This is a genomic window from Streptomyces sp. NPDC018029, from assembly GCF_044327655.1.
Classification (GTDB): domain Bacteria; phylum Actinomycetota; class Actinomycetes; order Streptomycetales; family Streptomycetaceae; genus Streptomyces.
Window position 1 is genome coordinate 105,812 of the sequence record NZ_JBIRFV010000011.1, and the last position, 24,664, is coordinate 130,475.

Genomic DNA, 24,664 nt, shown 5'->3' on the forward strand with positions numbered 1-24,664 from the left:
ACTGCGGAATCCGTGAGGATCGGAGTCGCAGACAACGAATTTCATCGATCTGGCCTTGCGGAAGTGACGAGACGTCGTGCACAGTGAGGTCGTGGCAAGTCGCAGCGCAGACCCCAGCAGCCCTCGCGGCTCACGCACCGGGAATCCGGGCGGGAGCGGCAGTGGGAACGGCACCCCGCCCGTGGACGCCGTCTCTCTGGCGATCATCGAACAGCTCCAGGAGGACGGACGCCGTCCGTACGCCGCCATCGGCAAGGCCGTGGGCCTCTCCGAGGCGGCCGTGCGCCAGCGCGTCCAGAAGCTGCTCGACCAGGGCGTGATGCAGATCGTCGCCGTCACGGACCCGCTCACCGTGGGATTCCGCAGGCAGGCGATGGTCGGCATCGATGTCGAGGGCGATGTGGACCCGGTCGCGGACGCCGTGGCCGCCATGCCGGAGGCGGAGTACGTGGTGATGACCGCGGGCTCGCACGACCTCCTCGTGGAGATCGTCTGCGAAGACGACGACCACCTGCTCGAAGTCATCAACAAGCGCATCCGCGCCCTCCCCGGCGTGCGCTCCACCGAGAGCTTCGTCTACCTCAAGCTCAAGAAGCAGACCTATATGTGGGGAACCCGATAGCCGTGAGCAAGGACCTCAGCCAGACCGCCTACGACCACCTGTGGATGCACTTCACCCGCATGTCGTCGTACGAGAACGCGCCCGTTCCCACCATCGTGCGTGGCGAGGGCACCTACATCTACGACGACAAGGGCAAGAAGTACCTGGACGGCCTCTCCGGCCTCTTCGTCGTCAACGCGGGCCACGGCCGTCACGAGCTCGCCGAGACCGCCTACAAGCAGGCCCAGGAGCTGGCCTTCTTCCCCGTGTGGAGCTACGCCCACCCGAAGGCCGTCGAGCTCGCCGAGCGCCTCGCGAACTACGCGCCGGGCGACCTCAACAAGGTCTTCTTCACCACCGGTGGCGGCGAGGCCGTCGAGACCGCGTGGAAGCTGGCGAAGCAGTACCACAAGCTCACCGGCAACCACACGAAGTACAAGGTCATCTCGCGCGCGGTCGCCTACCACGGCACCCCGCAGGGCGCCCTGTCCATCACCGGCCTGCCGGCCCTGAAGGCCCCCTTCGAGCCGCTCGTACCTGGCGCGCACAAGGTGCCGAACACCAACATCTACCGCGCCCCGATCCACGGCGACGACCCCGAGGCCTTCGGCCGCTGGGCCGCCGACCAGATCGAGCAGGAGATCCTCTTCGAGGGCCCGGAGACGGTCGCCGCCGTCTTCCTGGAGCCGGTGCAGAACGCGGGCGGCTGCTTCCCGCCCCCGCCCGGCTACTTCCAGCGCGTGCGCGAGATCTGCGACAAGTACGACGTGCTGCTCGTCTCCGACGAGGTCATCTGCGCCTTCGGCCGTCTCGGCACGATGTTCGCCTGCGACAAGTTCGGTTACGTACCGGACATGATCACCTGCGCCAAGGGCATGACCTCGGGCTACTCCCCGATCGGCGCCTGCATCATCTCCGACAAGCTCGCCGAGCCGTTCTACAAGGGCGACAACACCTTCCTGCACGGCTACACCTTCGGCGGCCACCCCGTGTCGGCCGCGGTCGGCATCGCCAACCTCGACATCTTCGAGAAGGAGGGTCTGAACCAACACGTCCTCGACAACGAGGACGCGTTCCACCAGACCCTGAGCAAGCTGCTCGACCTGCCGATCGTCGGCGACGTCCGCGGCAACGGCTTCTTCTACGGCATCGAGCTGGTGAAGGACAAGGCCACCAAGGAGACGTTCAACGACGAGGAGACCGAGCGCGTCCTGTACGGCTTCCTCTCCAAGGCGCTGTACGACAACGGCCTGTACTGCCGTGCCGACGACCGCGGCGACCCGGTCGTCCAGCTCGCCCCGCCGCTGATCTCCACGCAGGAGACCTTCGACGAGATCGAGGGCATCCTGCGCCAGGTCCTCACGGAGGCGTGGACGAAGCTCTGACCGGCCGTCAGGCCCGTCGTATGATCGAGTGATCAACACCGGCCCCGGGGGCACCCGTTCGAGTGAGAACGGGCGCCCCCGGGCCGCGTCCTTTCCGGGCAAGTCCACCGGAATCCCTAGCGTGCCCAGTGACCGATCGGCCCCGCCTTCGTTCCCCCGTACGGGGGAGGCAAACTGATCTGAACCGAGGTGTACGCCATGGTGGCCCCGCCGGACAACGACGTGCTGTGGGCACGCGCACTGCACGTCACACACAACGGCTCCCCCGCCCTCACCGGCGTCTCGCTCGGTGTCCGCGAGGGCGAGATCCTCGCCGTCAACGGCCCGCGCGGCTGCGGTAAAACGACACTTCTGCGGTGTCTGTCCGGGCAGCTGCTTCCCCAGCAGGGCGAAGTGTGGTTCAACAGCACCCCCGTCCACACGATGCGCCCCCTCGTGCGGGAACGGCTGCGCCGCGACCGCTTCGGCTGGATCGACCCCGCGCCGCGCCTCGTCCCCGAACTCACCGCCTGGGAGAACGTCGCCCTGCCGATGATGCTGCGCGGCACCTCCCGGCGGGTCGCCAAGTCCACCGCCCACGAGTGGCTGGACCGCCTCGACATCGGCGCGTGCGCCCGTAAGCGCCCGCACGCCCTGCTGCAGGCCGAGCGGCAGCGCGTCGCCATCGCCCGCGCCCTGGTCACCACGCCGTCCGTGCTCTTCGCCGACGAGCCGACCGCTCCCCTGCACCGCGCCGACCGCGCGCACGCGCTGCGCACCCTGACGACGGCGGCCCGCTCGCACGGCATCACCGTCGTCCTCGCCACGCACGACGCGGAGGTCGCCGCCCTCGCGGACCGGACCGTCACGCTGCTCGACGGCCGACGTGTGCACACGGTGCATCTGCCGGCTGCGGAGGGGGTGGCGGCCGAGGGGGCGGGGGCGGGTTCCGGATCGGGTCCGGGTTCGGGTTCCGGATCGGGTTCGGGTTCGGGTTCGTCCGCAGCTCCGGTCGAGGTGAGCACGTCGCACACGGTGGATGCGCCCAGCACACCGAGCACACCGAGCACACCGAGCACTCCGAGCACGGAGGCGCCGGTCGGCTCGTCCCCTACCGTCAGCACCGCAAGCACCGCCAGTACCGCGCGCACCACGAGCATCACGAGCGCCCCCGGGGCCACCGGCGCGGTCAGCGCCTCCTCCGTCGTCAACGCGGAAGGCCGGGCCGCGTGCTCGCTCTCCGTCTAGCCCGCGGCGCGCACCCGCTCGTCCAGCTGCGCCGCCTCCTCGTCGCCGCCGCGTCCGCAGGCACCGGCTTCCTGCTGCTGTGCACGCTGGCGTACGCGCTGGAGCACCCCGGCGCCGGAGCCGTGCTGCGTCTCGCGTGGTGCCTCGCCCCCATCACCGCCACCGCGTACTTCGCCGTCGCCGTGGCCCGTACCGACCCCGGCACCCGGCCGCGCAGCGGACTCTCCGCGGTGGGCCTCGGCCCCATCCGCCTCATGGTGCTCGCCACGATCTCCACGGCCGTGGCCTGCGTGCTCGGCTCCATGGTGGCGCTGCTCTTCTTCCTGCACCTGCGCGGCGACGTCTCGGGGCTGCCCTTCGACGGGGCCGCCGCCGAACTGCTCGCCGCCGAACGGCCCCTGCCGCTCGCCGGGACGCTCACCCTGCTCGCCGTGGTCCCGATCACCGCGTCGGCCGCCAGCGCCCTCGCACTGCGGCCGCGCCCCGTGAAGACCACGGGGAAGGCCGGCGGGAAGGCCACGGGGGAGGCCACCGGCAAGGAACCCGGCTCCGAGCCCGTGGGGGACACCGACCCGGACGCCCCGGCCCCACCGCCGAGCGGCCTCCCCTGGGGTGTGGCGCTCCTCGCGGCGGGCCTCGCCGTGGAGACGTACGCGAGCGGCTCCGGCGGCGGTCCCGGCTCCGGCGTCCCCATGCCGGGCGTCGGCGCCGACGGCAACCCGGTGGGCGTGCTCGCGGGATGGGCGCTGACCGCGCTCGGCCTCATGCTCGCCGGCCCGGGCCTCACCCACCTCTGCGGACGGCTCCTCCAGGCGGTGCGGCCCGGCGCGATGCGCCTGCTCGCCGGGCGCGTCCTCCAGGCGGAGGCGCGGCTCATCGGGCGGCCGCTCGGTGTGCTGTGCGCGGTGGCCTCGGCCGCGTACGCCTCGATCGTGCTCTACGCGGGACCGCGCCCCGAGGCGGGCCCGCTCACCGCGCTCGGCGGGCTGCTCGTCGCGGGGTGCGCCGTCCTGACGCTGGCCACGGCCGCCGTCGAGGCCAGGCAGGCCCGCTCGGAGACGACGGCCGCGCTGCTGCGGCTAGGGGCGCCCGCGACGGTGCTGCGCGGTTCGGCGGTGCTCCGCGCGGGCGCGCTTTTCGCGGTGTTCGGGCCGCTGACCTGGCTCGTCGCCGAGCTGGCCGCGCTGCCGCTGGCGCGCTGAGGGCCCCTTTCGCGGGGCTCGAAGGCTCACTCGAAAACTCGTGGGAAAAAAGTTCGCGGCGGACGATGAGTTCCGCGTCGAACGGATGTCTAACCCCCCGTAAGGCACACGCACTCACTGGGAGAGACACTCATGTACCAGCAGATGATCTTCGTGAACCTGGCCGTGTCCGACGTCGCCGCGTCGAAGAAGTTCTTCACCGAGCTCGGCTACACGATCAACCCGCAGTTCTCGACCGACGACTGCGCGTCCGTGGTCATCAGCGACACCATCGTCGCGATGATGCTGAGCAAGGAGCACTACGCGAACTTCACGCAGAAGGAGATCGCGGACTCCACGAAGACCAGCGAGACGCTGATCTGTCTGAGCGCCGAGAGCCGCGAGAAGGTCGACGAGCTCGTCGACAAGGCGATCGCCGCAGGCGGCACGCCCGGCAAGGTCCAGGACTACGGCACGATGTACGGCCGCGGCTTCGACGACCTGGACGGCCACACCTGGGAGATCATGTGGATGGACCCCTCCGAGGTCCAGGGCTGACCGAGCCCCCCGGTGGGTGCCCTGCTTAGCATGGGCGGATGCAGCCGACTCCCGAACGCGCGTCCGCCCCGCAACTCCCCGGCGAGGAGCGTGAGATCGACCGAGGGCTCGACCGCGAGATCGAGACCCTCGCCGAGTTCGACGAGGTCCTCGGCCGCGGGGCCCTCGCGGGCTGCCGCGTCCAGGCCATAGACCTGACGGAGCGCACCTCCGCGCTCCTCGCGGCCGACGTGGCGGGCGCCGTCTTCCTCGGCTGCCCGATGCGGGAGGACGCGGCGGCGAAGGTGCGGGCCGGTGGCGCGCTGGTCTTCCCGCCGGTCCCCGGTCTGCCGTTCAATCCGTACCGCGGGCTGCTGTACTCCCCCGACGACCTGTTCGCGGGCCTCGCCGACGGTGGGTACGAGGCGACGCCGGACGCCCACGCGTACCACTGGTTCCAGCGGACCAAGGCCGACGGTGACGTCCTCTCGTCGATGCTGCGCGCGATCCACGACGACTCCATCTCCGACGCCCTGGACGAACTCCTCGCCGGCGCCCGCGTGGTGGGCGTCATGGGCGGCCACGCGATGGCCCGCGGCACGGAGTCCTACGCGGGAGCGGCGCGGCTCGGCCGCGCGCTGGCCCGCGCGGGCTTCACGGTCGCGACGGGCGGCGGCCCCGGCGCGATGGAGGCGGCGAACCTCGGCGCCTACACGGCCCCCCTCGACGACGCGGCGCTGGACGAGGCCCTCGAACTCCTCGCCAAGGCCCCCTCGTTCACGCCGTCGGTCACCGAGTGGGCGCGGGCGGCCTTCGCGGTCCGCGAGCGCTGGCCCGACGGCGGCGCCTCGGTGGGCATCCCGACCTGGTTCTACGGCCACGAGCCGCCGAACGCGTTCGCCTCCCACCTGGCCAAGTACTTCGCCAACGCCACCCGCGAGGACGGCCTGCTCGCCCGCTCGAACGCGGGCGTCGTCTTCCTCCCGGGCGCCGCCGGCACGGTCCAGGAGGTCTTCGACAACGCCACCCCCAACTACTACGAGTCGCGCGGCGAACCCACCCCCATGGTCCTCGTCGACCGCGCCCACTGGACGGAACACCTGCCGGTATGGCCCCTGCTCCAGTCGCTTGCGCAGGGCAGGCCGATGGAGTCACGCATCGCCCTGGTGGACCGGGTGGACGAGGCCCCGGCCGCACTGCGGCGCCTGGGGGCGGCGATCACGCCTGCCGCCCGGCCCTGATCGCCGTCACACGAACGACGCCCGCTCCAGCCAGAAGTCGAGCAGCGCCCGCTCGCCCAGGACCTCCACATGTCCGCCGTCCAGCGGCCGCCGGCGGTAGAAGGCGAGCAGCACCTCCGTGAGCGGGCCGCGTAGCGCGACCGTCGCCTTCGCGTGGCCGCGCCGCCAGGTGAAGCCCTCGTCGCCGAACTCGATGAGCCACTCGGCGTCGAGACCCTCGGGGGCGTCGGTCGCGTGCAGGTGGATGCTGCGTCCCGCGCCCTTGAGCTCCGCCGCGTCGTCCTCCGGATCGGTGCGCTGCGCGAGCGCGACGAGGTCCAGCCATTCGTCGATCGCGTCGGCGGCGACGTCCGGCTCGACCTCGTACGCGACACCGGCGGCGATGGCCGCGTCCGCGCGGTGGATCACCAGCTCGTGCGTCATGCGCCGGGCCCAGAACCCGGCGCGGTGGTCACCGGACCACGACCACACGGGGGCCTCGGCGCCCGCGGCTCGGAAGGTGCTCGCGCCGAGCTCGGCGGTACGGGCCAGCCAGGCGTCGAGGGCGACCGGGTCGTCGGTCTCCGGACCGCCGAGCTCCGGGATGTCCTCCTCCGGAATGTCCTTCTCGGCCCGGGTCGCGACCAGGCGCTCGCTCCAGCGCACCGCGCCGCCCGTGTGCCGCACGAGCTGGGCCAGTGTCCAGTCGGGGCAGGTCGGCACGGTGACCGAGAGGTCCGCGCCGGTCAGCGTGGTCCTCAAGAGGTCGATCTGCCGGGCGACTTCGTCGCAGTACCGCTCGTGGCTGAGTGTCGTCATGGCCGAACAGTAGATCGACACCGCAGGGGCGGCACCTGCATTTCCTCTGGGGCCCCGGGCTCCCCGCTCCTGACTCCCGGCCTCTCAGCCGAGCACCACCACGTCCTCCGCGTCGAACGCGACTCCCACGGTCTCCCCCACCTCCGGCGCCCGGCGCAGCGCGCACGCCGCCTCCAGGCGTGACCCTTCCTTCGGCTGGAGATGCACGGCAACGTGGGTGCCGCGGAAGGTGCGCGCCGTCACCGCGCACGGCAGCCCCTCGGCGGCGGGGACGAGCCGCACTCCTGCGGGCCGCACCAGGACCTTCCGCTGCCCGGCCGGGGCGCCCTCGGGGACCGGGATCTTGCCCCACACCGTGTCGGCGGCCCCGCCCGCCACCACGCCCCGGACGATGTTGTCGAAACCGAGGAAACGCGCCACGAACTCGTCCGCCGGGTGCCGCCACACCTCAAGGGGCGTGCCGGACTGGGCGATCCGCCCGTCCCGCATGACGACGACGCGGTCGGCGAGCGCGAAGGCCTCGCCCTGGTCGTGCGTGACGGCGAGCACGGTCGTGCCCAACTCGTCGAAGAGCTCCCGGAGTTCGACGACGAGGCGCTCCCGCAGCGAGCGGTCGAGCTGCCCGAGCGGCTCGTCGAGCATGAGCAGGCTCGGGCGGGGCGCGAGCGCACGCGCCAGCGCGACCCGCTGCTGCTCGCCGCCGGACAGCGAGGCCACCGCGCGCCGCTGCGCCTTCGGCAGGCCGACGAGGTCCAGCAACTCGGCGACGCGGTCGGCCTGTTCACCGCGCGAGGCGCCGTGCATCCGCAGCCCGAAGGCCACGTTGCCCGCCACGTCGCGCTGCGGGAAGAGCTGGTGGTCCTGGAACATCAGGCCGACGCCCCGCTTGTGCGCGGGCACCCCGCGCTGGTCGCGTCCGCCGAGCAGCACCTGCCCCGCGTCGAGCCCCTGCAGCCCGGCCACCGCCCGCAGCAGCGTCGACTTGCCGCTGCCGCTCGGCCCGAGCACGCAGACGATCTCGTGCTCACCGACGTCGAGGTCGACGGCGTCGAGCACCGCACGCGCCCCGAAACGGACCGTCGCACCCCGCAAGCTCAGCAAGGCGTTCGTCATCAGAAGTCCCCCGTGGTCCGCTCGGTCCGAACGCGTTCCAGGAGCAGCAGAGACACCGCGCACACCACCATGAGGATCGTCGAGAGGGCCATCGCCTGCCCGTAGTTGAGGTCACCGGCCCGGCCGAGCAGCCGCGCCACGGCGACCGGCAGCGTCGGGTTGTCGGGCCGCGCGATGAAGACGGTCGCCCCGAACTCGCCGAGCGACACGGCGAAGGCGAACCCCGCGGCGATCAGCAGCGCCCGCCGCACCATCGGCAGGTCCACCTCCCGCCAGGCCCGCAGCGGCGAAGCCCCGAGCACGGCCGCCGCCTCGCGGAGCCGTCCGTCCACCGCCCGCAGGACGGGCAGCATGGTGCGTACGACGAAGGGCACGCCGACCAGCGCCTGGGCGAGCGGCACCAGGATCCAGGACGACCGCAGGTCCAGCGGCGGCTCGTCGAGGGTGATCAGGAAGCCGAAGCCGACGGTCACCGCCGACACCCCGAGCGGCAGCATCAGCAGCGCGTCGAAGCCGCGGACGAGACGGCCCGCACGGCGGGTGAGCGCGGCGGCGGCGAGTCCGCCGATGACGACGGCGATGGCCGTGGCCACGACCGCGTACCGCAGCGAGTTCCAGACCGCCTCGATCGGCGGCACGAGGAAGGCGCCGCCGTCCGCCGAGGTCAGCTCCTTGTAGTAGGTGATCCCGAAGCCGTCGGGACCGTCGAACGAGCGCTGGACCAGGACCACGAGCGGCAGCAGTATCAGCAGGGCGACCGTCGCCATGACGAGGCCGAGCAGCGTCCACTGCCCGGCGCCGCGCGGCCTGCGCGCCACCGCCGATGCGTCGACGAGCCGCAGCGCGCTCTCGCGCCGCCGCGCCGTCCACGCGTGGACGGCGAGGATCAGCCCGACCGCGGCGAACTGCACGAGGGTCAGGACCGCGGCCGTGGGCAGGTCGAGCAGTTGCGCGGTCTGCCGGTAGACCTCCACTTCGAGCGTGGAGTACGCGGGTCCGCCGAGGATCTGCACGATGCCGAAGGAGGTGAAGGTGAAGAGGAAGACCATGAGCGCGGCGGCGGCCACCGCCGGGCCGAGCGCCGGCAGCGTCACGGTCCGCCAGGCCGTCCAGCGCGATGCGCCGAGCATCCGCGCGGCCTCCTCCTGCCGCGGGTCGAGCTGCGACCAGAGCCCGCCGACGGTCCGTACGACGACCGCGTAGTTGAAGAAGACGTGGGCGAGCAGGATCGCCCAGACGGTGGTGTCGAGGCGTACGCCCCACAGCTCGTCGAAGAGCCCGCCCCGCCCGATCAGCGCGAGGAAGGCCGTCCCGACGACGACGGTCGGCAGCACGAACGGCACGGTGACGACGGCCCGCAGCAGCCCCTTGCCGGGGAAGTCGAAGCGCGCGAAGACATACGCGCCGGGGAGCGCGATCAGCAGCGTGAGCGCGGTCGACGCGAGCGCCTGCCAGGTGGTGAACCAGAGCACGTGCCGGATGTCGGACTGCCCGAGCACGTCCGTGATCCGCCCGAACTGCCAGGCGCCGTCGACGTGCAGCCCGCGGGCGACGATCGCCGAGACCGGGTAGGCGAAGAAGAGCGCGAAGAACGCGACGGGCAGGGCCAGCAGGCCGAGCCGTGCCGCGTTTCCGCGCGAGCGCCCCTTCACGGGGCGCCCCTTCACTTCAGTACGAGCGAGGTCCACGACTTGATCCACGGCTCGCGGTTGTCGGCGATCTTCTTCGGGTCCATGGTCTGCGGCTTGTCGACGGTCACGCCGTGCTCCGTGAACAGCTCGGGCAGCTCGGTGCCCTCACGCACCGGGTTCACGAACATGTTCAACGGCATGTCCTCCTGGAACTCCTTGCCCGCGAGGAAGTCGAGGAGCGCCTTGCCGCCCTTCTCGTTCTTCGCGCCGCTCAGCAGGCCCGCGTACTCGACCTGGCGGAAGCAGGTGCCGGTCGCGACGCCGGTCGGCGCCTGCTTCGGCCGCGGCTCGCCGTAGAGCACCTCGACGGGCGGCGAGGAGGCGTAGGAGACGACGAGCGGCCGGTCACCCTTGGCCTTCTTGCCACCGGCGGACCCGGAGAACTCCTCGTTGTAGGCCTGCTCCCAGCCGTCGACGACCTTCACGCCGTTGGCCCTGAGCTCCTTCCAGTAGCTCTCCCAGCCCTTGTCGCCGTACTTCGCGGCGGTGCCGAGCAGGAAGCCGAGCCCGGGCGAGGAGGTCGAGGCGTTCTCGGTGACCAGCAGGTTCTTGTACTGCGGCTTGAGCAGGTCGTCGAAGGACTTCGGCGGCGCCAGCTTCTTGTCGGCGAAGTACTTCTTGTCGTAGTTCACGCAGATGTCGCCGCTGTCGACGGGCGTCACCCGGTGCTTGTCCTGGTCGACCCGGAACTCCGGCTTGATCTTCTCCGCGCCCTTGGCCTCGTACGACTGGAAGAGCCCGTTGTCGAGCGCCCGCGAGAGGAGGGTGTTGTCGACGCCGAAGAAGACGTCGCCCTGCGGGTTGTCCTTGGAGAGGATCGCCTTGTTCACGGCGGCGCCCGCGTCACCGTCCTTGAGGACCTTGACCTTGTACCCGGACCGCTTCTCGAAGTCCTTCAGTACGTCCTTGGAGACGTTGAAGGAGTCGTGGCTGACGAGCGTCACGCTCTTGGAGTCGGATCCTCCGGAACCGCTGTCGGAGCCGCCGCACGCGGAGACCGCGACGAGCCCGACGCCCACCGCCACGGCGGTGAACGAAACCTTCTTGGTGGTGCCCCTGGTGCTCACTGGATTTCCTCCTGGGTGACCAGGAAGAGACGCGGCCCTGCCCGCGGGCCGGTGGCACGCGGGCAGGGCGCTACAGCTTGAGTGATGCCCGAACTTCCTACCCAGAATGACCTGGGCGAGGTTCAGAGGGTCTGCGGCCCACCTGTCCAAGGTGCCGCACTCTCAGCGCTGTGGCGCTCCCCTGTCGGAATATGCAGATGTGTGCACGCCCTCCTACGAGGGAGTACGCCCGTCAGACTACCTCTCGGCCGCGGCGAGCTGGCCGCACGCTCCGTCGATCTCCTGACCCCGGGTGTCCCGAATCGTGACCGGCACACCATGGGCGGCGATGGCCTCCACGAACGCCTTCTCGTCCTCGGGCCGCGACGCCGTCCACTTGGAGCCCGGCGTCGGGTTCAGCGGAATCAGGTTCACGTGGACCGGCTTGCCCTTGAGCAGCCGGCCGAGCCGGTCACCGCGCCATGCCTGGTCGTTGATGTCCCGGATCAGCGCGTACTCGATGGAGAGGCGACGGCCGGACTTCGCGGCGTACTCCCAGCCCGCGTCGAGGACCTCCCGCACCTTCCACCGCGTGTTGACGGGCACGAGGGTGTCGCGCAGCTCGTCGTCCGGCGCGTGCAGCGAGATCGCGAGGCGGCACTTGAAGCCCTCGTCCGAGAACCGGTGGATGGCGGGCACGAGCCCCACCGTCGACACCGTGATGCCGCGCTGCGAGAGCCCGAGACCGTCCGGCTCCGGGTCGGTGAGGCGGCGGATGGCGCCGGTCACGCGCTTGTAGTTGGCGAGCGGCTCGCCCATGCCCATGAAGACGATGTTCGACAGCCTGGCGGGCCCGCCCGGAATCTCACCGTCGCGCAGCGCGCGCATGCCGTCCACGATCTGGTGCACGATCTCGCCCGTCGACAGGTTCCGGTCGAGGCCGGCCTGTCCGGTGGCGCAGAACGGGCAGTTCATGCCGCAGCCGGCCTGCGAGCTGATGCACATGGTGACCCGGTCCGGGTACCGCATCAGGACCGACTCGACGAGCGTCCCGTCGAAGAGCCGCCACAGCGTCTTGCGGGTCGTGTCGTCGTCACAGCTGATGTGCCGCACGACGGACATCAGGTCGGGAAGCAGCGCCTCGCGGAGCTTATCGCGCGCACCGGCGGGGATGTCGGTCCACTCGGCCGGGTCGTGCGCGTACCGCGCGAAGTAGTGCTGCGACAGCTGCTTGGCACGGAACGGCTTCTCGCCGATGGCGGCGACGGCTTCCTTGCGCTCGGCGGGCGTGAGGTCGGCGAGATGCCGCGGGGGCTTCTTGGCACCGCGGGGCGCGACGAAAGTGAGTTCTCCGGGTACAGGCATGGTCCTTCCAGTGTCGCAGACATACGACAAGGGGCTCGCCGCCCTGTGGACAACGAACCCCTCACGCACATCTACGCAGGTCAGCCCCGGTGTCACCCAGAGCCGACGAAGACCACGAGCAGCAGCCAGACCACCGGCGCCGTCGGCAGCAAGGAGTCCAGGCGGTCCATGATGCCGCCGTGGCCGGGCAGCAGCGTGCCCATGTCCTTGATGCCGAGGTCCCGCTTGATCATCGACTCGCCGAGGTCGCCGAGCGTGGCGCTCGCCGCGACCGCGAGGCCGATCAGGAGGCCCTGCCACCACGTCCCGCCGTCGATCAGGAACTCCATGCACAGCGCGCCCGCGGCCATCGCGAAGGTGACAGCGCCGACCAGGCCCTCGCGGGTCTTGCCGGGGCTGATGCGCGGCGCCAGCTTGTGCTTGCCGAAGCGCCAGCCGATCGCGTACGCACCGGTGTCGCTGACCACCGTCAGGAGCAGGAAGGTGAGCACCCGCTGCGGGCCGTCGTCCGCGGCCAGCATCAGCGCCACGAACGTGGCGAGGAAAGGCACGTAGAAGGCGGCGAAGACGCCCGCCGTGACGTCCTTCAGATAGCCGTCGGGCGGCTCTGTCATCCGCCAGACGAGCACGGCGAGCGCGGTGAGCGCCATCGCGACCCACGCGCCCTCGGGCCCGCGCACGTACCCGGCGACGACCATCGCCGCGCCGCCCACCGCGAGCGGCACGAGCGGCGCCTTGATGTCCTTGCGCTCCGCCAGGCGGGAGGTCAGCTCCCAGAGGCCCACCACGACGGCGACCGCTATGACACCGATGAAGACGGCCTTCACGATGAACAGCGACGCGACGATCACCGCGCCGAGGCCCACACCCACCCCTATGGCCGCCCCGAGATCCCGGCCCGCGCTCTTCTTCTGCGGTGCTGCCGGGGCGGGCTGCGGCTGTGGTGCGCTGGGCATGGGCTCCTGCGGAGGCTCGTCACGGAACAGGGGGCCGCCCATCCGAGTGGCCCCCCGGTCGTCGTCCTGGTCTCCGCCGTTCACGGGTACGTCGGGCACGATGGGCATGGGCTGCGTCTCAGACGGAAACAGCGCGTCCTGCGCATCGTACGCGGGACCTGGCGGGGTCGCCCCCTGACCAGGCCCCTGATCGGGCGGCCCCCAATACCCGGCTCTGGGCGGCGCCTCCCAGGAAGAGTCGTTCACGGATCGGTTTCCTGATTCCTCGGACTCGAGCCTCGACTCAGACTTCGAGCAGCTCGGCTTCCTTGTGCTTGAGCAGCTCGTCCACCTGGGTGGCGTACTTCGACGTGAGGTCGTCGAGGTCCTTCTCGGCACGACGGCCCTCGTCCTCACCGATGTCGCCGTCCTTGATCGCCTTGTCGAAGGCCTCCTTGGCCTTGCGACGGATCGACCGGATCGAGATCTTGGAGTCCTCGGCCTTGGTCTTGGCGACCTTGATGAACTCCTTGCGGCGGTCCTGGGTGAGCTCCGGGAAGGTCACCCGAATGATGTTGCCGTCGTTGCTCGGGTTGACGCCGAGGTCCGAGTCCCGGATCGCCTGCTCGATGTTGCGCAGCGCGGACTTGTCGAACGGCGTCACCACGGCCATCCGCGGCTCGGGCACCGAGAACGAGGCCAGCTGGTTGATCGGCGTCAGCGCGCCGTAGTAGTCAGCCACGATCTTGTTGAACATCGCCGGGTGCGCACGGCCGGTGCGGATCGCGGCGAAGTCCTCCTTGGCGACCACGACGGCCTTCTCCATCTTCTCCTCGGCCTCGAGGAGGGTCTCTTCGATCACCACTTGCTCCTGCGTGTCTTTGAGTGGCCCGGCTAGCACGGGGCGGCCGGCTGCGTCGCGTCTCTTTCCTGCACGGTGTCCGACCGGCAGGGCTTTGTCCATCCCTCTCAAGTGACGTCTCGCGTGCGTCGCTTGAGACTGGCCCAGGTCCCTCGGGTCAGGCCCGGTTTCCCTGGTCGCCCACGAGTGTGCCGATCTTCTCACCCTTGACGGCACGGGCGATATTGCCCTCGGAGAGCAGCTCGAAGACCAGGATGGGCAGCTTGTTGTCCCGGCACAGCGTGATCGCCGTCATGTCGGCGACCTTCAGGTCGGCCGTGATGACCTCGCCGTAGCCGAGGGAGTCGAACTTCACCGCGTCGGGGTTGGTCTTCGGGTCGGAGTCGTAGACCCCGTCCACGCCGTTCTTCCCCATGAGCAGCGCCTCGGCGTCGATCTCCAGGGCGCGCTGCGCGGCGGTCGTGTCGGTGGAGAAGTACGGCATGCCCATGCCCGCACCGAAGATGACCACACGGCCCTTCTCCAGGTGGCGCACGGCCCGCAGCGGGATGTACGGCTCCGCGACCTGCCCCATGGTGATGGCGGTCTGGACGCGGCAGTCGATGCCTTCCTTCTCCAGGAAGTCCTGCAGCGCGAGACAGTTCATGACGGTACCGAGCATGCCCATGTAGTCGGAGCGGGCCCGGTCCATGCCACGCTGCTGAAGCTCCGCGCCGCGGAAGAAGTTGCCGCCGCCGATGACGATGGCGATCTGGGCACCGTCACGGACGACGGCCGCGATCTCACGGGCGATGGCGTGCACCACGTCGGGGTCGACACCGAGGCCGCCCCCACCGGCGAACGCCTCGCCGGAGAGCTTCAGCAGGAAGCGTCCGGCGACTTTGCCGTCATCACTCTTCGAGTCGGCCTTGGTGGTCATGTGGTTCTCGCTTCTCTTACTAGGCACACATACGAAGAAGGCCACTGCCGGTGGGGTGTTGTTCGCATCCCATGCTCGGCAGTGGCCTCCTCGTCAGATCCTGCGGTCGTACGTCGCGCACGAGGACCGTGCGCGGGCGACCGCTGTCGACCCTAGCGGGGTCTACCGTCGATCGCGGTACGGACTCAGATGCCGACCTTGATGCGCGAGAAGCGCTTCAGGGTGACACCGGCCTCGGCGAGAACCTTCTCGACCGACTTCTTGTTGTCCAGCGCGTACGGCTGGCCGAGGAGGGTGGCCTCCTTGAAGAAGCCGTTGACGCGACCCTCGACGATCTTCGGGAGGGCGGCCTCGGGCTTGCCCTCGGCGCGGGTGGTCTCCTCGGCGACGCGGCGCTCGGTCTCGACGACCTCGGCCGGGACGTCCTCGCGGGAGAGGTACTTCGGCGCGAAGGCGGCGATGTGCTGGGCGATGCCCTTGGCGACGTCGGCGTCGGCCTTGTCCAGCTCGACGAGGACACCGATCTGCGGGGGCAGGTCGGGCATCGTGCGGTGCATGTACGCGGAGACGTAGGCGCCCGAGAACTGCGCGAAGCGGTCCAGGACGATCTTCTCGCCGAGGTTGGCGTTGGCCTCGTCGACGTACGCCTGGACGGTCTTGCCGGCCTCGATCTCGGACGCGAGCAGCGCCTCGATGTCGGCCGGGGAGGTCTTGGCGATGTGGGCGGCGAGGTTGTTCGCCACGGCCTGGAACTTGTCACCCTTGGCGACGAAGTCCGTCTCGCACTTCAGCTCGACGATGACACCGGAGGTGTTGTCGTCGGCGATGAGGGAGACCACGGCGCCGTTCTCGGCGGAGCGGCCCTCGCGCTTGGCGACGCCCTTCTGGCCCTTGATGCGGAGCGCCTCGACGGCCTTGTCGACGTCGCCCTCGGCCTCGTCGAGCGCCTTCTTGCAGTCCATCATGCCGGCGCCCGTGAGCTCACGGAGCTTCTTGACGTCGGCGGCGGTGTAGTTCGCCATGATCGAAAATTCTCTCTCGAAGTCTGAAAGATCTACGGAGGTCTACGGGTGAACGGCGGGGGCCGATCGGGCCCCCGCCGTCAACTACCGAACCTGTGAGGTCAGGCCTGCTCGGCGTCCGCGGCGGGGGCGTCCGCGGCGGGCGCCTCGGCGGCCGGGGCGTCGGCGGCCGGAGCCTCGGCGGCGGCCTCAGCCGGCTTCTCCTCGGCCTTGGGGGCCTCGGCGGCCTCCTCGGAGTCAGCCTTCTTCTCGCCCTCGAGCAGGTCGCGCTCCCACTCGGCGAGCGGCTCGCCGGCGGCCTTCTCGCCCGGCTTCTGGTCGCCCGTGGCGACGCCGGAGCGGGCGATGAGGCCCTCGGCGACGGCGTCGGCGATCACGCGGGTGAGCAGGGTGACGGAGCGGATCGCGTCGTCGTTGCCCGGGATCTTGTAGTCGACCTCGTCGGGGTCACAGTTGGTGTCGAGGATGGCGACGACCGGGATGTTGAGCTTCCGGGCCTCGCCGACCGCGATGTGCTCCTTCTTGGTGTCCACGATCCAGACGGCGCTGGGCACCTTCTGCATCTCGCGGATACCACCGAGGGTCTTCTCCAGCTTGGCCTTCTCGCGCGAGAGCACGAGAAGCTCCTTCTTGGTCAGACCGGAGGCGGCGACGTCCTCGAAGTCGATCTGCTCGAGCTCCTTGAGGCGCTGCAGACGCTTGTAGACGGTCGAGAAGTTGGTGAGCATGCCGCCCAGCCAGCGCTGGTTCACGTAGGGCATGCCGACGCGGGTGGCCTGCTCCGCGATGGCCTCCTGCGCCTGCTTCTTCGTGCCGACGAACATGACCGTGCCGCCGTGGGCGACGGTCTCCTTGACGAACTCGTAGGCGCGGTCGATGTACGACAGCGACTGGAGCAGGTCGATGATGTAGATGCCGTTGCGCTCGGTGAAGATGAAGCGCTTCATCTTCGGGTTCCAGCGACGGGTCTGGTGACCGAAGTGGACGCCGCTTTCCAGCAGCTCCCGCATCGTGACGACGGCCATGGCCGTTCTCCTTGAGATTCTCGGTTGTGCCGCGTGTGCCGGACGGCACTCGCGCCTGACGCCCGCTGTGCGCCTTGCCCGCGAGGGACCGAGGGGCGCTGACACCGGCTTTTTCAGGACCTGGTGTCGGGGCGTGCGAAGTCGACCCGGTGACCCGGATCGCCACAAGAAGTGTACGGGACCCGCGGGGCGGCAGGTGACGCCACCGCCCCTGACCGGCGAGGCCGCCGGCCTCGACCGGGTGACGGCCCTGAACTCGACCGGGTGACGGCGCTGTCCACAACCGGCAGGTCGTCCACAGATCCGGGCCATGATCCCCGCGGATCCGCCCGGCACGGGACGGTTCTCACATGTCTCACCTGCGCCTGGAACTGCTGCTGCCGACGCTGGCGGCCCTGCTCGCGACCGTCCTGCCCCCGTCCTTCACCCCTGCTCCCGCTCCCGTCCCCGCGGCCGCGACGACCTGGCCGGTCGGTGCCCGCCCGCCGGTCGTGCGCGGCTGGGACCCTCCCGCCACCGACTACGGCGCGGGGCACCGGGGTGTGGATCTCGCCGCCCCCGTGGGCTCCGCGGTGCGGTCGGTGGCCGAGGGCCGCGTCTCGTTCGCGGGCCGGGTGGCGGGACGCGGCGTGGTCTCGGTGGAGCTGGCCGGCACCGGGGACCCGCCCCTGCGCACGACGTACGAACCGGTGCGGGCGACGCTGAAGAAGGGCGACAAGGTCGCGGCGGGTGCCCCGCTCGGCTTCCTGGAGCCCCCGACTGGGCACTGTCCGACGAGCTGCCTGCACTGGGGCCTGCGCAGGGCCGAGACCTATCTGAACCCCATGGCCCTGCTCCCGCCGTGGCTGCTGCGCCGGAGCCCCGCGCGGCTGCTCCCCGTGCACGGACCCCTCCGGGCGTGGCCGCCACCGACGGGCCCGTACGGACCAGGGATCAGCCCCGGACCCCTCGCAGCGCCATGGCCACGGCCGCTTCGGTGATGGCGTCGGGCCGCTCGGCCGCCCCGAGCTCGATGCGCCGCACCGCGGCGTCCACGATGCCCTGCAGCAGCATCGCCGCCATCCGGGGCTGCTCGTGGCCCAGCTCGTCGAGCGCCTCGACGATCATCGCGATGAGACCGCCGTGCGCGGCGCGGATCTTCTCGCGTGCCCCGGCGTCGAGCTCGCTCGCTGAGATGGCGACCACGGCCCGGTGCCGCCGGTCACCCACCAGGGCCAGCTGCCGCCGCACATACGCCTCGACCTTGCCCTCGGCGGACTCCGCGCCCTCCATGGCCGCCGAGACCTCGGCCGCCCAGACGGGGAAGTCGACCTCGCACAGCTCTTCCACCACGGCCGCCCGCGACCGGAAGTACTCGTACACGGAGGACCGGGCGAGCCCGGTGCGCTCGGCGAGGGCGGGGAAGGTCAGCGCCTCCGTACCGCCTTCGGACAGCAGGGACCGCGCGGCGTCCAGCAGGGCGCCGCGCTGCATCGACCGGTGCTCGGCCACTGAGGCCGCTCGAATCCTTGGCACGGCTCCACTTTACGGACGGGAGGCCACACGCGGGAGCTGCTGCCGCGCTCGCGCCGCCGGGCAGGGACGATTCAGCGCTCTCAGCGTCCAAAACTCGCCAGCTTCGCCCGCAGCTGCAGCACGGACTTCGTGTGGATCTGGCTCACGCGGCTCTCGGTCACACCGAGCACGTTGCCGATCTCGGCCAGCGTGAGGCCCTCGTAGTAGTAGAGCGTGACGACGGTCTTCTCGCGCTCCGGCAGCGTGTTGATCGCCCGCGCGAGGAGCCTGCGCAGCTCCCGGTCCTCCGCGACCTCCACGGGGTTGTCGGCCGCGTGGTCCTCAAGGGTGTCCATCAGGCTGAGCCGGTCGCCGCCGTCGCCTCCCACGTGCAGCAGCTCCTCGAGCGCCACCACGTTCGCCAGGGACAACTGGCTGAAAACCGCGTGCAGTTCCTCCAGCGCGATCCCCATCTCTGCGGCGACCTCGCCCTCCGAGGGGGTGCGCCGCAGCTGCGCCTCCAACGTGGCGTAGGCCCGCTCGACGTTGCGCGCCTTCTGCCGCACCGACCGGGGGATCCAGTCGAGCGCCCGCAGTTCGTCGATCATCGCCCCGCGGATGCGTGTGATGGCGTAGGTCTCGAACTTGATGGACCGCTCGATGTCGAACTTCTCGATCGCGTCGATGAGCCCGAAGACCCCGGACGAGACGAAGTCGGCCTGCTCGACGTTGGGCGGCAGGCCCACGCTCACTCGGCCCGCGACGTACTTCACCAGCGGCGAGTAGTGCAGGATCAGCTGCTCCCGCAGCCGTCCGTCGCCCGTCTCCTTGTACGACCGCCACAACTCGTCCAGCGACGAGGGCGCGGGGGGCCGCTCCCGCTCGCCGCTACGAGCGGCGGGGGGAACCGCTGCCCGGTCGGACCCTGAGGTGTGCTGGGGCATTCGTCGCCTTGAGCCGTTCTGCCGTGAACTGGTGAGGTCGCGCGAGCCGGGGAGGCCGCGTGCGTCGGGGAGGTCGCGCGAGCCGGTGGAGTCACCGGTGGCGCTCGCGCCGGAGCGTTGGAGAGCGTGCGTGGAATGAATGAGTTCGTCCGTCTGGTTGCCTGTCCGTGTCGGAATCCTTGTGAGCGTAGCGTGACTGAAGTGTCGCAGTGAGCGAAGAGTATGGGATCGCGCGTGCGCAGATACGTTCCGCTGACCCCCTTCGAGAGTCAGTGCCGTCGCAGTGAGTGACGGCGTGAATGCGCCAACTCCGCGATTTCCCAAGGCCTTCGGGGGTCATCCGTCCGGCGGAACACGCTCGGTCACGATTCACCTCCATCGGGGACGACTGCCGGAAACGCCTGGCGTGTCAACTGCCAGCCGTCGCCGTGTCGTTCGACGAACCCCAACGACTGAAGCTCGTACAGTCGCCCGATCGCGTCGTCCTCGGTCGTCCCGGCGCCGATCGCGATGTCCCGCGCCCCGACGCACCCCCGCGCGGGCAGCGCGGCCAGGACGCGCCGCACCCCGGAAGCGAGCAGGTCACGCGGCACGACGGGGCCCCGGCGGGCCGGCGCAAGCTCCCCCATGTCGCCGACCAGTTCGACGACTTCGGCGGCATCGGTGACGAGGACTCCGTCACCCCTCAGCAGTTCGTGCACACCGGCCGAGAGACCGCTGGTCGCGGGCCCGGGCACCCCCATGGTGAAGCGCCCCAGCTCCTGGGCGCTGCGGGCCGTGGCCAGTGCTCCGCTGCGGTAGGCGGCCTCTACCACCACGGTCCCCCGGGTCAGCGCCGCGATCACCCTGTTCCGCAGAATGAACCGGCTCGGCGTCGGATGATCCCCCGGCGGCAACTCGCCGACGACAAGGCCCTGTTCCGCGATCCGCCCGATCAGCTCGGCGTGCCCACGTGGATAGGGCCGGTCGACCCCGCAGGCGAGCACGGCCACGGTTGCACCGCCGGCCCCGAGCGCCCCTCGGTGCGCGGCACCGTCCACGCCGTACGCCCCTCCGGAGATCACGACCCACCCGCGCTCCGCGAGCCCCGCGGCGAGACCGGCCGCCATGTGCGCGCCGTACTCCGTGCAGGCCCGCGCGCCGACCACCGCCACCGACCGCAGTGCCCATATCCGCAAGGAAGGCCGCCCCCGCACCCAGAGCCCGAGCGGGCGCGCGTCCCCCAGGTCGTCCAGCGTCACCGGCCACTCCGCGTCGCCCGGACACACGAACCTGCCCCCGGCCTCCCGCACCACCTCCAGATCCCGCTCCGGCCGCACCGTGGCCGCCCGCGCCCGCAGCCCCTCCCACCGCCGCGCGGTCACCCCCGGCAAGCGCTCCTGCTCCTCCCCTCCGCCGAGCCGCCGCAGCACCTCACCGGCCCCGACCTCACGCAACCACCGCCCACCGACGACGTCCCCCGGCTCCAGCACCCTGGTCAGGGCCACCCTGGCGAGCCGCTCCTCGTCCGGCGGCGGGTCGGCCGTCATGTCGGCGCCCCGATCGTCATCGGCACGCCGCGGGAGATACCCGTGCGCAGTTGCAGCGCCAGGGCGACGTCCTGTGCGTCGGGCCGGTCGTGGCCCGCCAGGTCCGCGACGGTCCAGGCCACGCGCAGGACGCGGTCCAGGCCGCGGGCGGTCAGGAAGCCGCGCTCCAGATCCACTTCGGCCGCGTCCAGCGCGCCGAGGGCCGCGGGCCAGCGGGTGCGCAGCGCGTGCCCGGGGACCTCGCTGTTGGTGCGCCATCCTGTGCCGGCCAACCTGGCGGCTGCTCTCTCCCGTGCAGTGAGCACCCGGTCGGCGACGGTCTGCGTGGACTCTCCTCGCGCGCCGTACCCGGCCAGTTCGGACCGGGTGACGGGCTCCACCTGGACCTTCAGATCGACCCGGTCGAGCAGCGGGCCCGAGAGGCGGGCCTGATAGCGGCGGATGACGGACGCCGGGCATTCGCAGCCGTCGCCCAGCAGCGTGTGCCGACCGCAGGGGCAGGGGTTGGCCGCGAGCACCATCAGGAACCTCGCAGGGAGCCGCACCACTCCCGCGCTGCGGGCGATCACCACATGCCCCGATTCGAGGGGCTGGCGCAGGGAGTCCAGTGTCTGGCTGCTGAACTCCGGCGCCTCGTCAAGAAAAAGGACCCCGCGGTGGGCGAGCGACACCGCGCCCGGCCGGGCGATGCCCTTGCCGCCGCCCACGAGGGACTGCATCGTCGCGGAGTGGTGGGGCGCGCAGTACGGCGCGATGTCCACCAGTGGCCTGCCCGGGGGCAGCATGCCCGCCACCGAGTGGACCGCCGTGACCTCCAGGGACTCCTCCCTGGTCAGCCGGGGCAGGATGGCGGGCAGCCGCTCCGCGAGCATGGTCTTCCCTGCGCCCGGCGGCCCTTGCAGGAAGAGGTGGTGGGCTCCCGCCGCGGCCACTTCGACCGCGGTTCTCGCCGACGCCTGCCCGACGACATCGGCCAGGTCCAGCCCATGGGTGTCGTCCAGGGCGCCGCCGAGGCCCGTGCCGACGCCGGTGCCCGGCACGCAGAGCCCCGCGAGCATCGGGTCGGGCCGCCCCGGCTCGTCCGGCTCCTCCTCCGGCACGGGCTCGTCGGTCAGCACCGCGATGAGCTGCCGCAGGCTGCGCACGCCGAGGACCGAGACTCCAGGGACCAGCGCGGCCTCGGCCGCCGTGCACTCCGGCACGACCACCTGCTCGTACCCCGCGTCGGCCGCGGCGAGGACCGCGGGCAGCACCCCTAGGACCGGTCGCACCCGGCCGTCGAGGCCGAGCTCCCCGATCATCACGATGTCGGCGAGAACCCTCGGGTCGATCCGCTCGGCCGCTCCGAGGACCGCACAGGCGACAGCCAAGTCGAATCCGCTGCCGCCCTTCGGCACCGACGCCGGGCTCAGTCCGACCGTGAGCTTCTTCTGGGGCCACTCACCGCCCGAGTTGACGACGGCCGCCCTGACCCGGTCGCGGCTCTCGGTGAGGCTCTTGTCCGGGAGGCCCACCAGCGTGAACGCCGCGACTCCCGGCTCCAGGTCGGCCTGCACCTCGACGACCACGCCCTCGACGCCGACCAGCGCCACCGAACACGTACGCGCGAAGCCCATCAGGCCACCCCTCGCGCGTGCTCGACCACGGGAACGCCGCGCTGTGGAATCAGCACACCGACCAGATCGATGCGGACTCCGCCGGGTGGTGGGCCGCCGCGCTCCTCGATCCAGCGCTCGGCCAGCCTCCGCAGCCGCTCCGCCTTGATCCGGTCCACGGCCGCCATCGGATGCTCGAACGGCGTGGAGCCGGGCCGGCCCGCCCTGCGCGTCTTGACCTCGCAGACGACGAGGGCATCGCCGTCCATCGCCACGATGTCGATCTCACCGGTCCTGCCCGCGCGCCAATTGCGCTCGAGAACCGTCATCCCCGACTCGACCAGCCGCCTCGCGGCCAGATCTTCTCCGTACCTGCCGAGTGCTCCCCGTGCGTTCATGTCGGCACCACCTCCGGCACCCACAGTCACGGATCAGGCCGCACCTATTGGATCTTGGTGCACAACTCGGCGATTGTGGAAAACTCCGCCACCCCCGCGAGTGAACCCCGCCGCACCGGCCGTGGCGCCTCAGCTGCCCGGCAGTTCGAGATCGCTCTTGTTGAGCTCCTCGATGTTCACGTCCTTGAACGTGAGGACCCGCACCTGCTTCACGAACCGAGCCGGCCGGTACATGTCCCACACCCAGGCGTCCGCCATGGACACCTCGAAGAAGACCTCGCCCTGGACCGAGTGCACCTGCATCTCGTAGTCATTGGTGAGGTAGAAACGCCGCTCGGTCTCGATCACGTATTTGAACAGACCGACGACGTCGCGGTACTCCCGGTAGAGCTTCAGCTCCATCTCGGTCTCGTACTTCTCGAGGTCCTCGGCGCTCATGGCATGTTCCCCTTCAGCCGTGCGTCCCCCTATTGTGCGTCAGCCCCGCGAGCCCCTACACGATTTCCGTGTCGAGGATCTCGGGCCTGTCCGGGGGCCCCTCGTCGAGCAGTCTGCGAAACAGCCCGGCGAGTCTGGTCGGGTACACCGTCTCATGCGCCTCGGTCAGTTCACGGCACGTCCACCAACGTGCTCCGGCGACACTGCGCCTTTCCAGCTCCGTGAAGCCCTCGGCGACGGTCGCCGTCTGCGACGTACGCGCCAGGTAGTACCACTCGTCCTGGTCCCAGCGCCGCCCGGCGAACGGGAACGAGCACAGGCGCCGCCACAGCACCGGGCCGAGCTCGACGGCGGTGATGCCGGTCTCCTCCCGCAGCTCACGCAGCGCCGCCTGCTCCCGCGTCTCGTCGCCCTCGACCCCGCCGCCCGGCGTGAACCACCAGTCGTCCGCCGGGTCTCCCGGCTCATGGCCGTGCAGCAGCAGGATGCGGTCGTCCGGATCGAGCAGAACCACCCGCGCCACCCGGCGCAGCGGGCGTCCCGACAGGGACGCCGGCTCAGCCGACACTCGCGGCCTCCCGCGCGCTGCCGCTACCGCGCCGACGGCCCATGCGCTTGGCCACCGGGCCGTACGCCCCACCGCCCAGGACGAGGACCATGCCCGCCACGACGGCGATCACCAGCATGCGCAGCGGTCCGGGCTCCGAGATGCCGCCCGGCAGGCCCGCGAAGCCCTCGGGCCGTTCCAGCATGCCGAGCCTGTCCGTCGGCCAGGCCACCGCGTCGACCCGCGCCCGCACGGCGTCGCGCGGCACCGATCCGTTCTGCCCGTCGTCCAGGTGCACGGTGGAGTCCAGGGAGCCGCTGCGCTCGTCGCCGAGCAGGAACAGGCGGCCCTTGGGGACCGTCGTGGTGGGGATGCCGGACACGGCGAACTTGCCCTTGGGGAGATACGGTTCTGCGATCTCCTTGCCGTTCACGGTCAGCTTGCCGTCCTCGCAGCAGGCGATCCGGTCGCCGCCTATGCCGACGACGCGCTTGACCATCGGCAGGTCGCCCCAGGTCTTCTGCTTGAAGACGACGACGTCACCGCGGCGCACCTCGTCGCCGTCGATGCGCTGGGCGAGCACGCGGTCGCCCGAGCCGATCGTCGGCGCCATCGAACCGGTGGGGACGGTGTACGGCTGGTACAGGACGGCGCCCCAGACGAATCCGCCGAGGAAGAGCACACAGCCGAGGGCCACGGCGATGCTCGACAGCGTGCTGCCGAGCCGTCCGCGGCCCTCGTCCGTACGTTGCGTCCTGCTCATCCCAGTGC

General features: G+C 70.9%; 24 protein-coding genes, 1 pseudogene and 1 riboswitch. Of the genes and pseudogenes, 7 read left to right on the forward strand and 18 right to left on the reverse strand.

The annotated features are described in order from the left end of the window. Positions 1-76 precede the first annotated feature (76 nt). The 6 genes and pseudogenes from ACH4D5_RS30515 to ACH4D5_RS30540 all read left to right on the forward strand — a co-directional run bounded on the left by ACH4D5_RS30515 (position 77) and on the right by ACH4D5_RS30540 (position 6,172). The gene (locus tag ACH4D5_RS30515) at positions 77-622 is read left to right on the forward strand and encodes an Lrp/AsnC family transcriptional regulator (protein ID WP_398308633.1); all 546 of its coding nucleotides are present in this window, start codon (positions 77-79) and stop codon (positions 620-622) included. After that, a complete protein-coding gene (locus ACH4D5_RS30520) occupies positions 607-1,986 on the forward strand; it encodes an aspartate aminotransferase family protein (RefSeq protein ID WP_398308635.1) in 1,380 nt (459 codons plus the stop codon). The genes ACH4D5_RS30515 and ACH4D5_RS30520 overlap by 16 nt, the downstream gene beginning before the upstream one ends. Before the next feature lie 198 nt (positions 1,987-2,184). Further along, a pseudogene (locus ACH4D5_RS30525) lies at positions 2,185-2,922 on the forward strand (ABC transporter ATP-binding protein); the annotation flags it as partial. Positions 2,923-3,194: 272 nt separating this feature from the next. Continuing rightward, positions 3,195-4,415 (forward strand): hypothetical protein, encoded by a 1,221-nt coding sequence (locus ACH4D5_RS30530; RefSeq protein ID WP_398308637.1) that lies wholly within the window; start codon positions 3,195-3,197, stop codon positions 4,413-4,415. A 132-nt stretch (positions 4,416-4,547) separates the two neighbouring features. Then, positions 4,548-4,952, forward strand: coding sequence for a VOC family protein (locus ACH4D5_RS30535; protein WP_398308639.1), 405 nt, complete (start codon positions 4,548-4,550; stop codon positions 4,950-4,952). Positions 4,953-4,990: 38 nt separating this feature from the next. Continuing rightward, on the forward strand, positions 4,991-6,172 hold the full coding sequence (locus ACH4D5_RS30540; RefSeq protein ID WP_398308641.1) for an LOG family protein: 1,182 nt from the start codon (positions 4,991-4,993) through the stop codon (positions 6,170-6,172). Between the two features lie 6 nt (positions 6,173-6,178). Here ACH4D5_RS30540 and ACH4D5_RS30545 read toward each other — a convergent pair whose 3' ends face one another. From ACH4D5_RS30545 to rpsB, 10 genes are all read right to left on the reverse strand, one after another. Then, the gene (locus ACH4D5_RS30545) at positions 6,179-6,970 is read right to left on the reverse strand and encodes a maleylpyruvate isomerase family mycothiol-dependent enzyme (protein ID WP_398308643.1); all 792 of its coding nucleotides are present in this window, start codon (positions 6,968-6,970) and stop codon (positions 6,179-6,181) included. An 84-nt stretch (positions 6,971-7,054) separates the two neighbouring features. Continuing rightward, entirely contained in the window at positions 7,055-8,083 is a 1,029-nt protein-coding gene (locus tag ACH4D5_RS30550; protein ID WP_398308645.1) for an ABC transporter ATP-binding protein, read from the reverse strand. After that, positions 8,083-9,771 (reverse strand): ABC transporter permease, encoded by a 1,689-nt coding sequence (locus tag ACH4D5_RS30555; protein ID WP_398308647.1) that lies wholly within the window; start codon positions 9,769-9,771, stop codon positions 8,083-8,085. The genes ACH4D5_RS30550 and ACH4D5_RS30555 overlap by 1 nt, the downstream gene beginning before the upstream one ends. Then, on the reverse strand, positions 9,747-10,841 hold the full coding sequence (locus ACH4D5_RS30560) for a thiamine ABC transporter substrate binding subunit (protein WP_398308649.1): 1,095 nt from the start codon (positions 10,839-10,841) through the stop codon (positions 9,747-9,749). The genes ACH4D5_RS30555 and ACH4D5_RS30560 overlap by 25 nt, the downstream gene beginning before the upstream one ends. A 76-nt stretch (positions 10,842-10,917) precedes the next feature. Then, positions 10,918-11,034, reverse strand: a riboswitch (TPP riboswitch). Between the two features lie 44 nt (positions 11,035-11,078). Next, on the reverse strand, positions 11,079-12,185 hold the full coding sequence (rlmN, locus tag ACH4D5_RS30565; RefSeq protein ID WP_365364085.1) for a 23S rRNA (adenine(2503)-C(2))-methyltransferase RlmN: 1,107 nt from the start codon (positions 12,183-12,185) through the stop codon (positions 11,079-11,081). Positions 12,186-12,277: 92 nt separating this feature from the next. After that, entirely contained in the window at positions 12,278-13,387 is a 1,110-nt protein-coding gene (locus ACH4D5_RS30570; protein WP_398308651.1) for a phosphatidate cytidylyltransferase, read from the reverse strand. Positions 13,388-13,424: 37 nt separating this feature from the next. After that, a complete protein-coding gene (gene frr / locus ACH4D5_RS30575) occupies positions 13,425-13,982 on the reverse strand; it encodes a ribosome recycling factor (protein ID WP_398308653.1) in 558 nt (185 codons plus the stop codon). Positions 13,983-14,139: 157 nt separating this feature from the next. Beyond that, positions 14,140-14,901 (reverse strand): UMP kinase, encoded by a 762-nt coding sequence (gene pyrH, locus ACH4D5_RS30580; RefSeq protein ID WP_362994202.1) that lies wholly within the window; start codon positions 14,899-14,901, stop codon positions 14,140-14,142. A 185-nt stretch (positions 14,902-15,086) separates the two neighbouring features. After that, positions 15,087-15,923, reverse strand: coding sequence for a translation elongation factor Ts (gene tsf / locus ACH4D5_RS30585; RefSeq protein ID WP_150172735.1), 837 nt, complete (start codon positions 15,921-15,923; stop codon positions 15,087-15,089). A gap of 101 nt (positions 15,924-16,024) precedes the next feature. Continuing rightward, the gene (gene rpsB / locus ACH4D5_RS30590; RefSeq protein ID WP_398308656.1) at positions 16,025-16,948 is read right to left on the reverse strand and encodes a 30S ribosomal protein S2; all 924 of its coding nucleotides are present in this window, start codon (positions 16,946-16,948) and stop codon (positions 16,025-16,027) included. A 350-nt stretch (positions 16,949-17,298) separates the two neighbouring features. Between rpsB and ACH4D5_RS30595 the strand changes: the two genes are divergently transcribed. Next, the gene (locus tag ACH4D5_RS30595) at positions 17,299-17,928 is read left to right on the forward strand and encodes a murein hydrolase activator EnvC family protein (RefSeq protein WP_398308658.1); all 630 of its coding nucleotides are present in this window, start codon (positions 17,299-17,301) and stop codon (positions 17,926-17,928) included. Here the strand turns inward: ACH4D5_RS30595 and ACH4D5_RS30600 are convergent. From ACH4D5_RS30600 to lepB, 8 genes are all read right to left on the reverse strand, one after another. Next, entirely contained in the window at positions 17,882-18,439 is a 558-nt protein-coding gene (locus tag ACH4D5_RS30600) for a helix-turn-helix domain-containing protein (protein WP_362994267.1), read from the reverse strand. The two genes, ACH4D5_RS30595 and ACH4D5_RS30600, sit on opposite strands and share 47 nt — an antisense overlap. 104 nt (positions 18,440-18,543) lie before the next feature. Further along, positions 18,544-19,386 (reverse strand): RNA polymerase sigma factor WhiG, encoded by an 843-nt coding sequence (gene whiG, locus ACH4D5_RS30605; RefSeq protein ID WP_362339986.1) that lies wholly within the window; start codon positions 19,384-19,386, stop codon positions 18,544-18,546. 362 nt (positions 19,387-19,748) lie between these two features. Next, positions 19,749-20,915, reverse strand: a complete 1,167-nt coding sequence (gene dprA / locus ACH4D5_RS30610; protein WP_398308660.1) for a DNA-processing protein DprA — start codon at positions 20,913-20,915, stop codon at positions 19,749-19,751. After that, complete coding sequence (locus ACH4D5_RS30615; RefSeq protein ID WP_398308663.1) at positions 20,912-22,531, reverse strand: YifB family Mg chelatase-like AAA ATPase; 1,620 nt, start codon at positions 22,529-22,531, stop codon at positions 20,912-20,914. The genes dprA and ACH4D5_RS30615 overlap by 4 nt, the downstream gene beginning before the upstream one ends. Further along, positions 22,531-22,938, reverse strand: a complete 408-nt coding sequence (locus tag ACH4D5_RS30620) for a YraN family protein (RefSeq protein WP_398308665.1) — start codon at positions 22,936-22,938, stop codon at positions 22,531-22,533. Before ACH4D5_RS30620 ends, ACH4D5_RS30615 begins: the two co-directional genes overlap by 1 nt. A 99-nt stretch (positions 22,939-23,037) precedes the next feature. Continuing rightward, a complete protein-coding gene (locus ACH4D5_RS30625; protein WP_005311352.1) occupies positions 23,038-23,346 on the reverse strand; it encodes a DUF2469 domain-containing protein in 309 nt (102 codons plus the stop codon). 55 nt (positions 23,347-23,401) lie between these two features. Further along, positions 23,402-23,914 (reverse strand): NUDIX hydrolase, encoded by a 513-nt coding sequence (locus ACH4D5_RS30630; RefSeq protein WP_398308667.1) that lies wholly within the window; start codon positions 23,912-23,914, stop codon positions 23,402-23,404. After that, a complete protein-coding gene (gene lepB / locus ACH4D5_RS30635) occupies positions 23,904-24,656 on the reverse strand; it encodes a signal peptidase I (protein WP_398308669.1) in 753 nt (250 codons plus the stop codon). Before lepB ends, ACH4D5_RS30630 begins: the two co-directional genes overlap by 11 nt. Between the last annotated feature and the right edge of the window lie 8 nt (positions 24,657-24,664).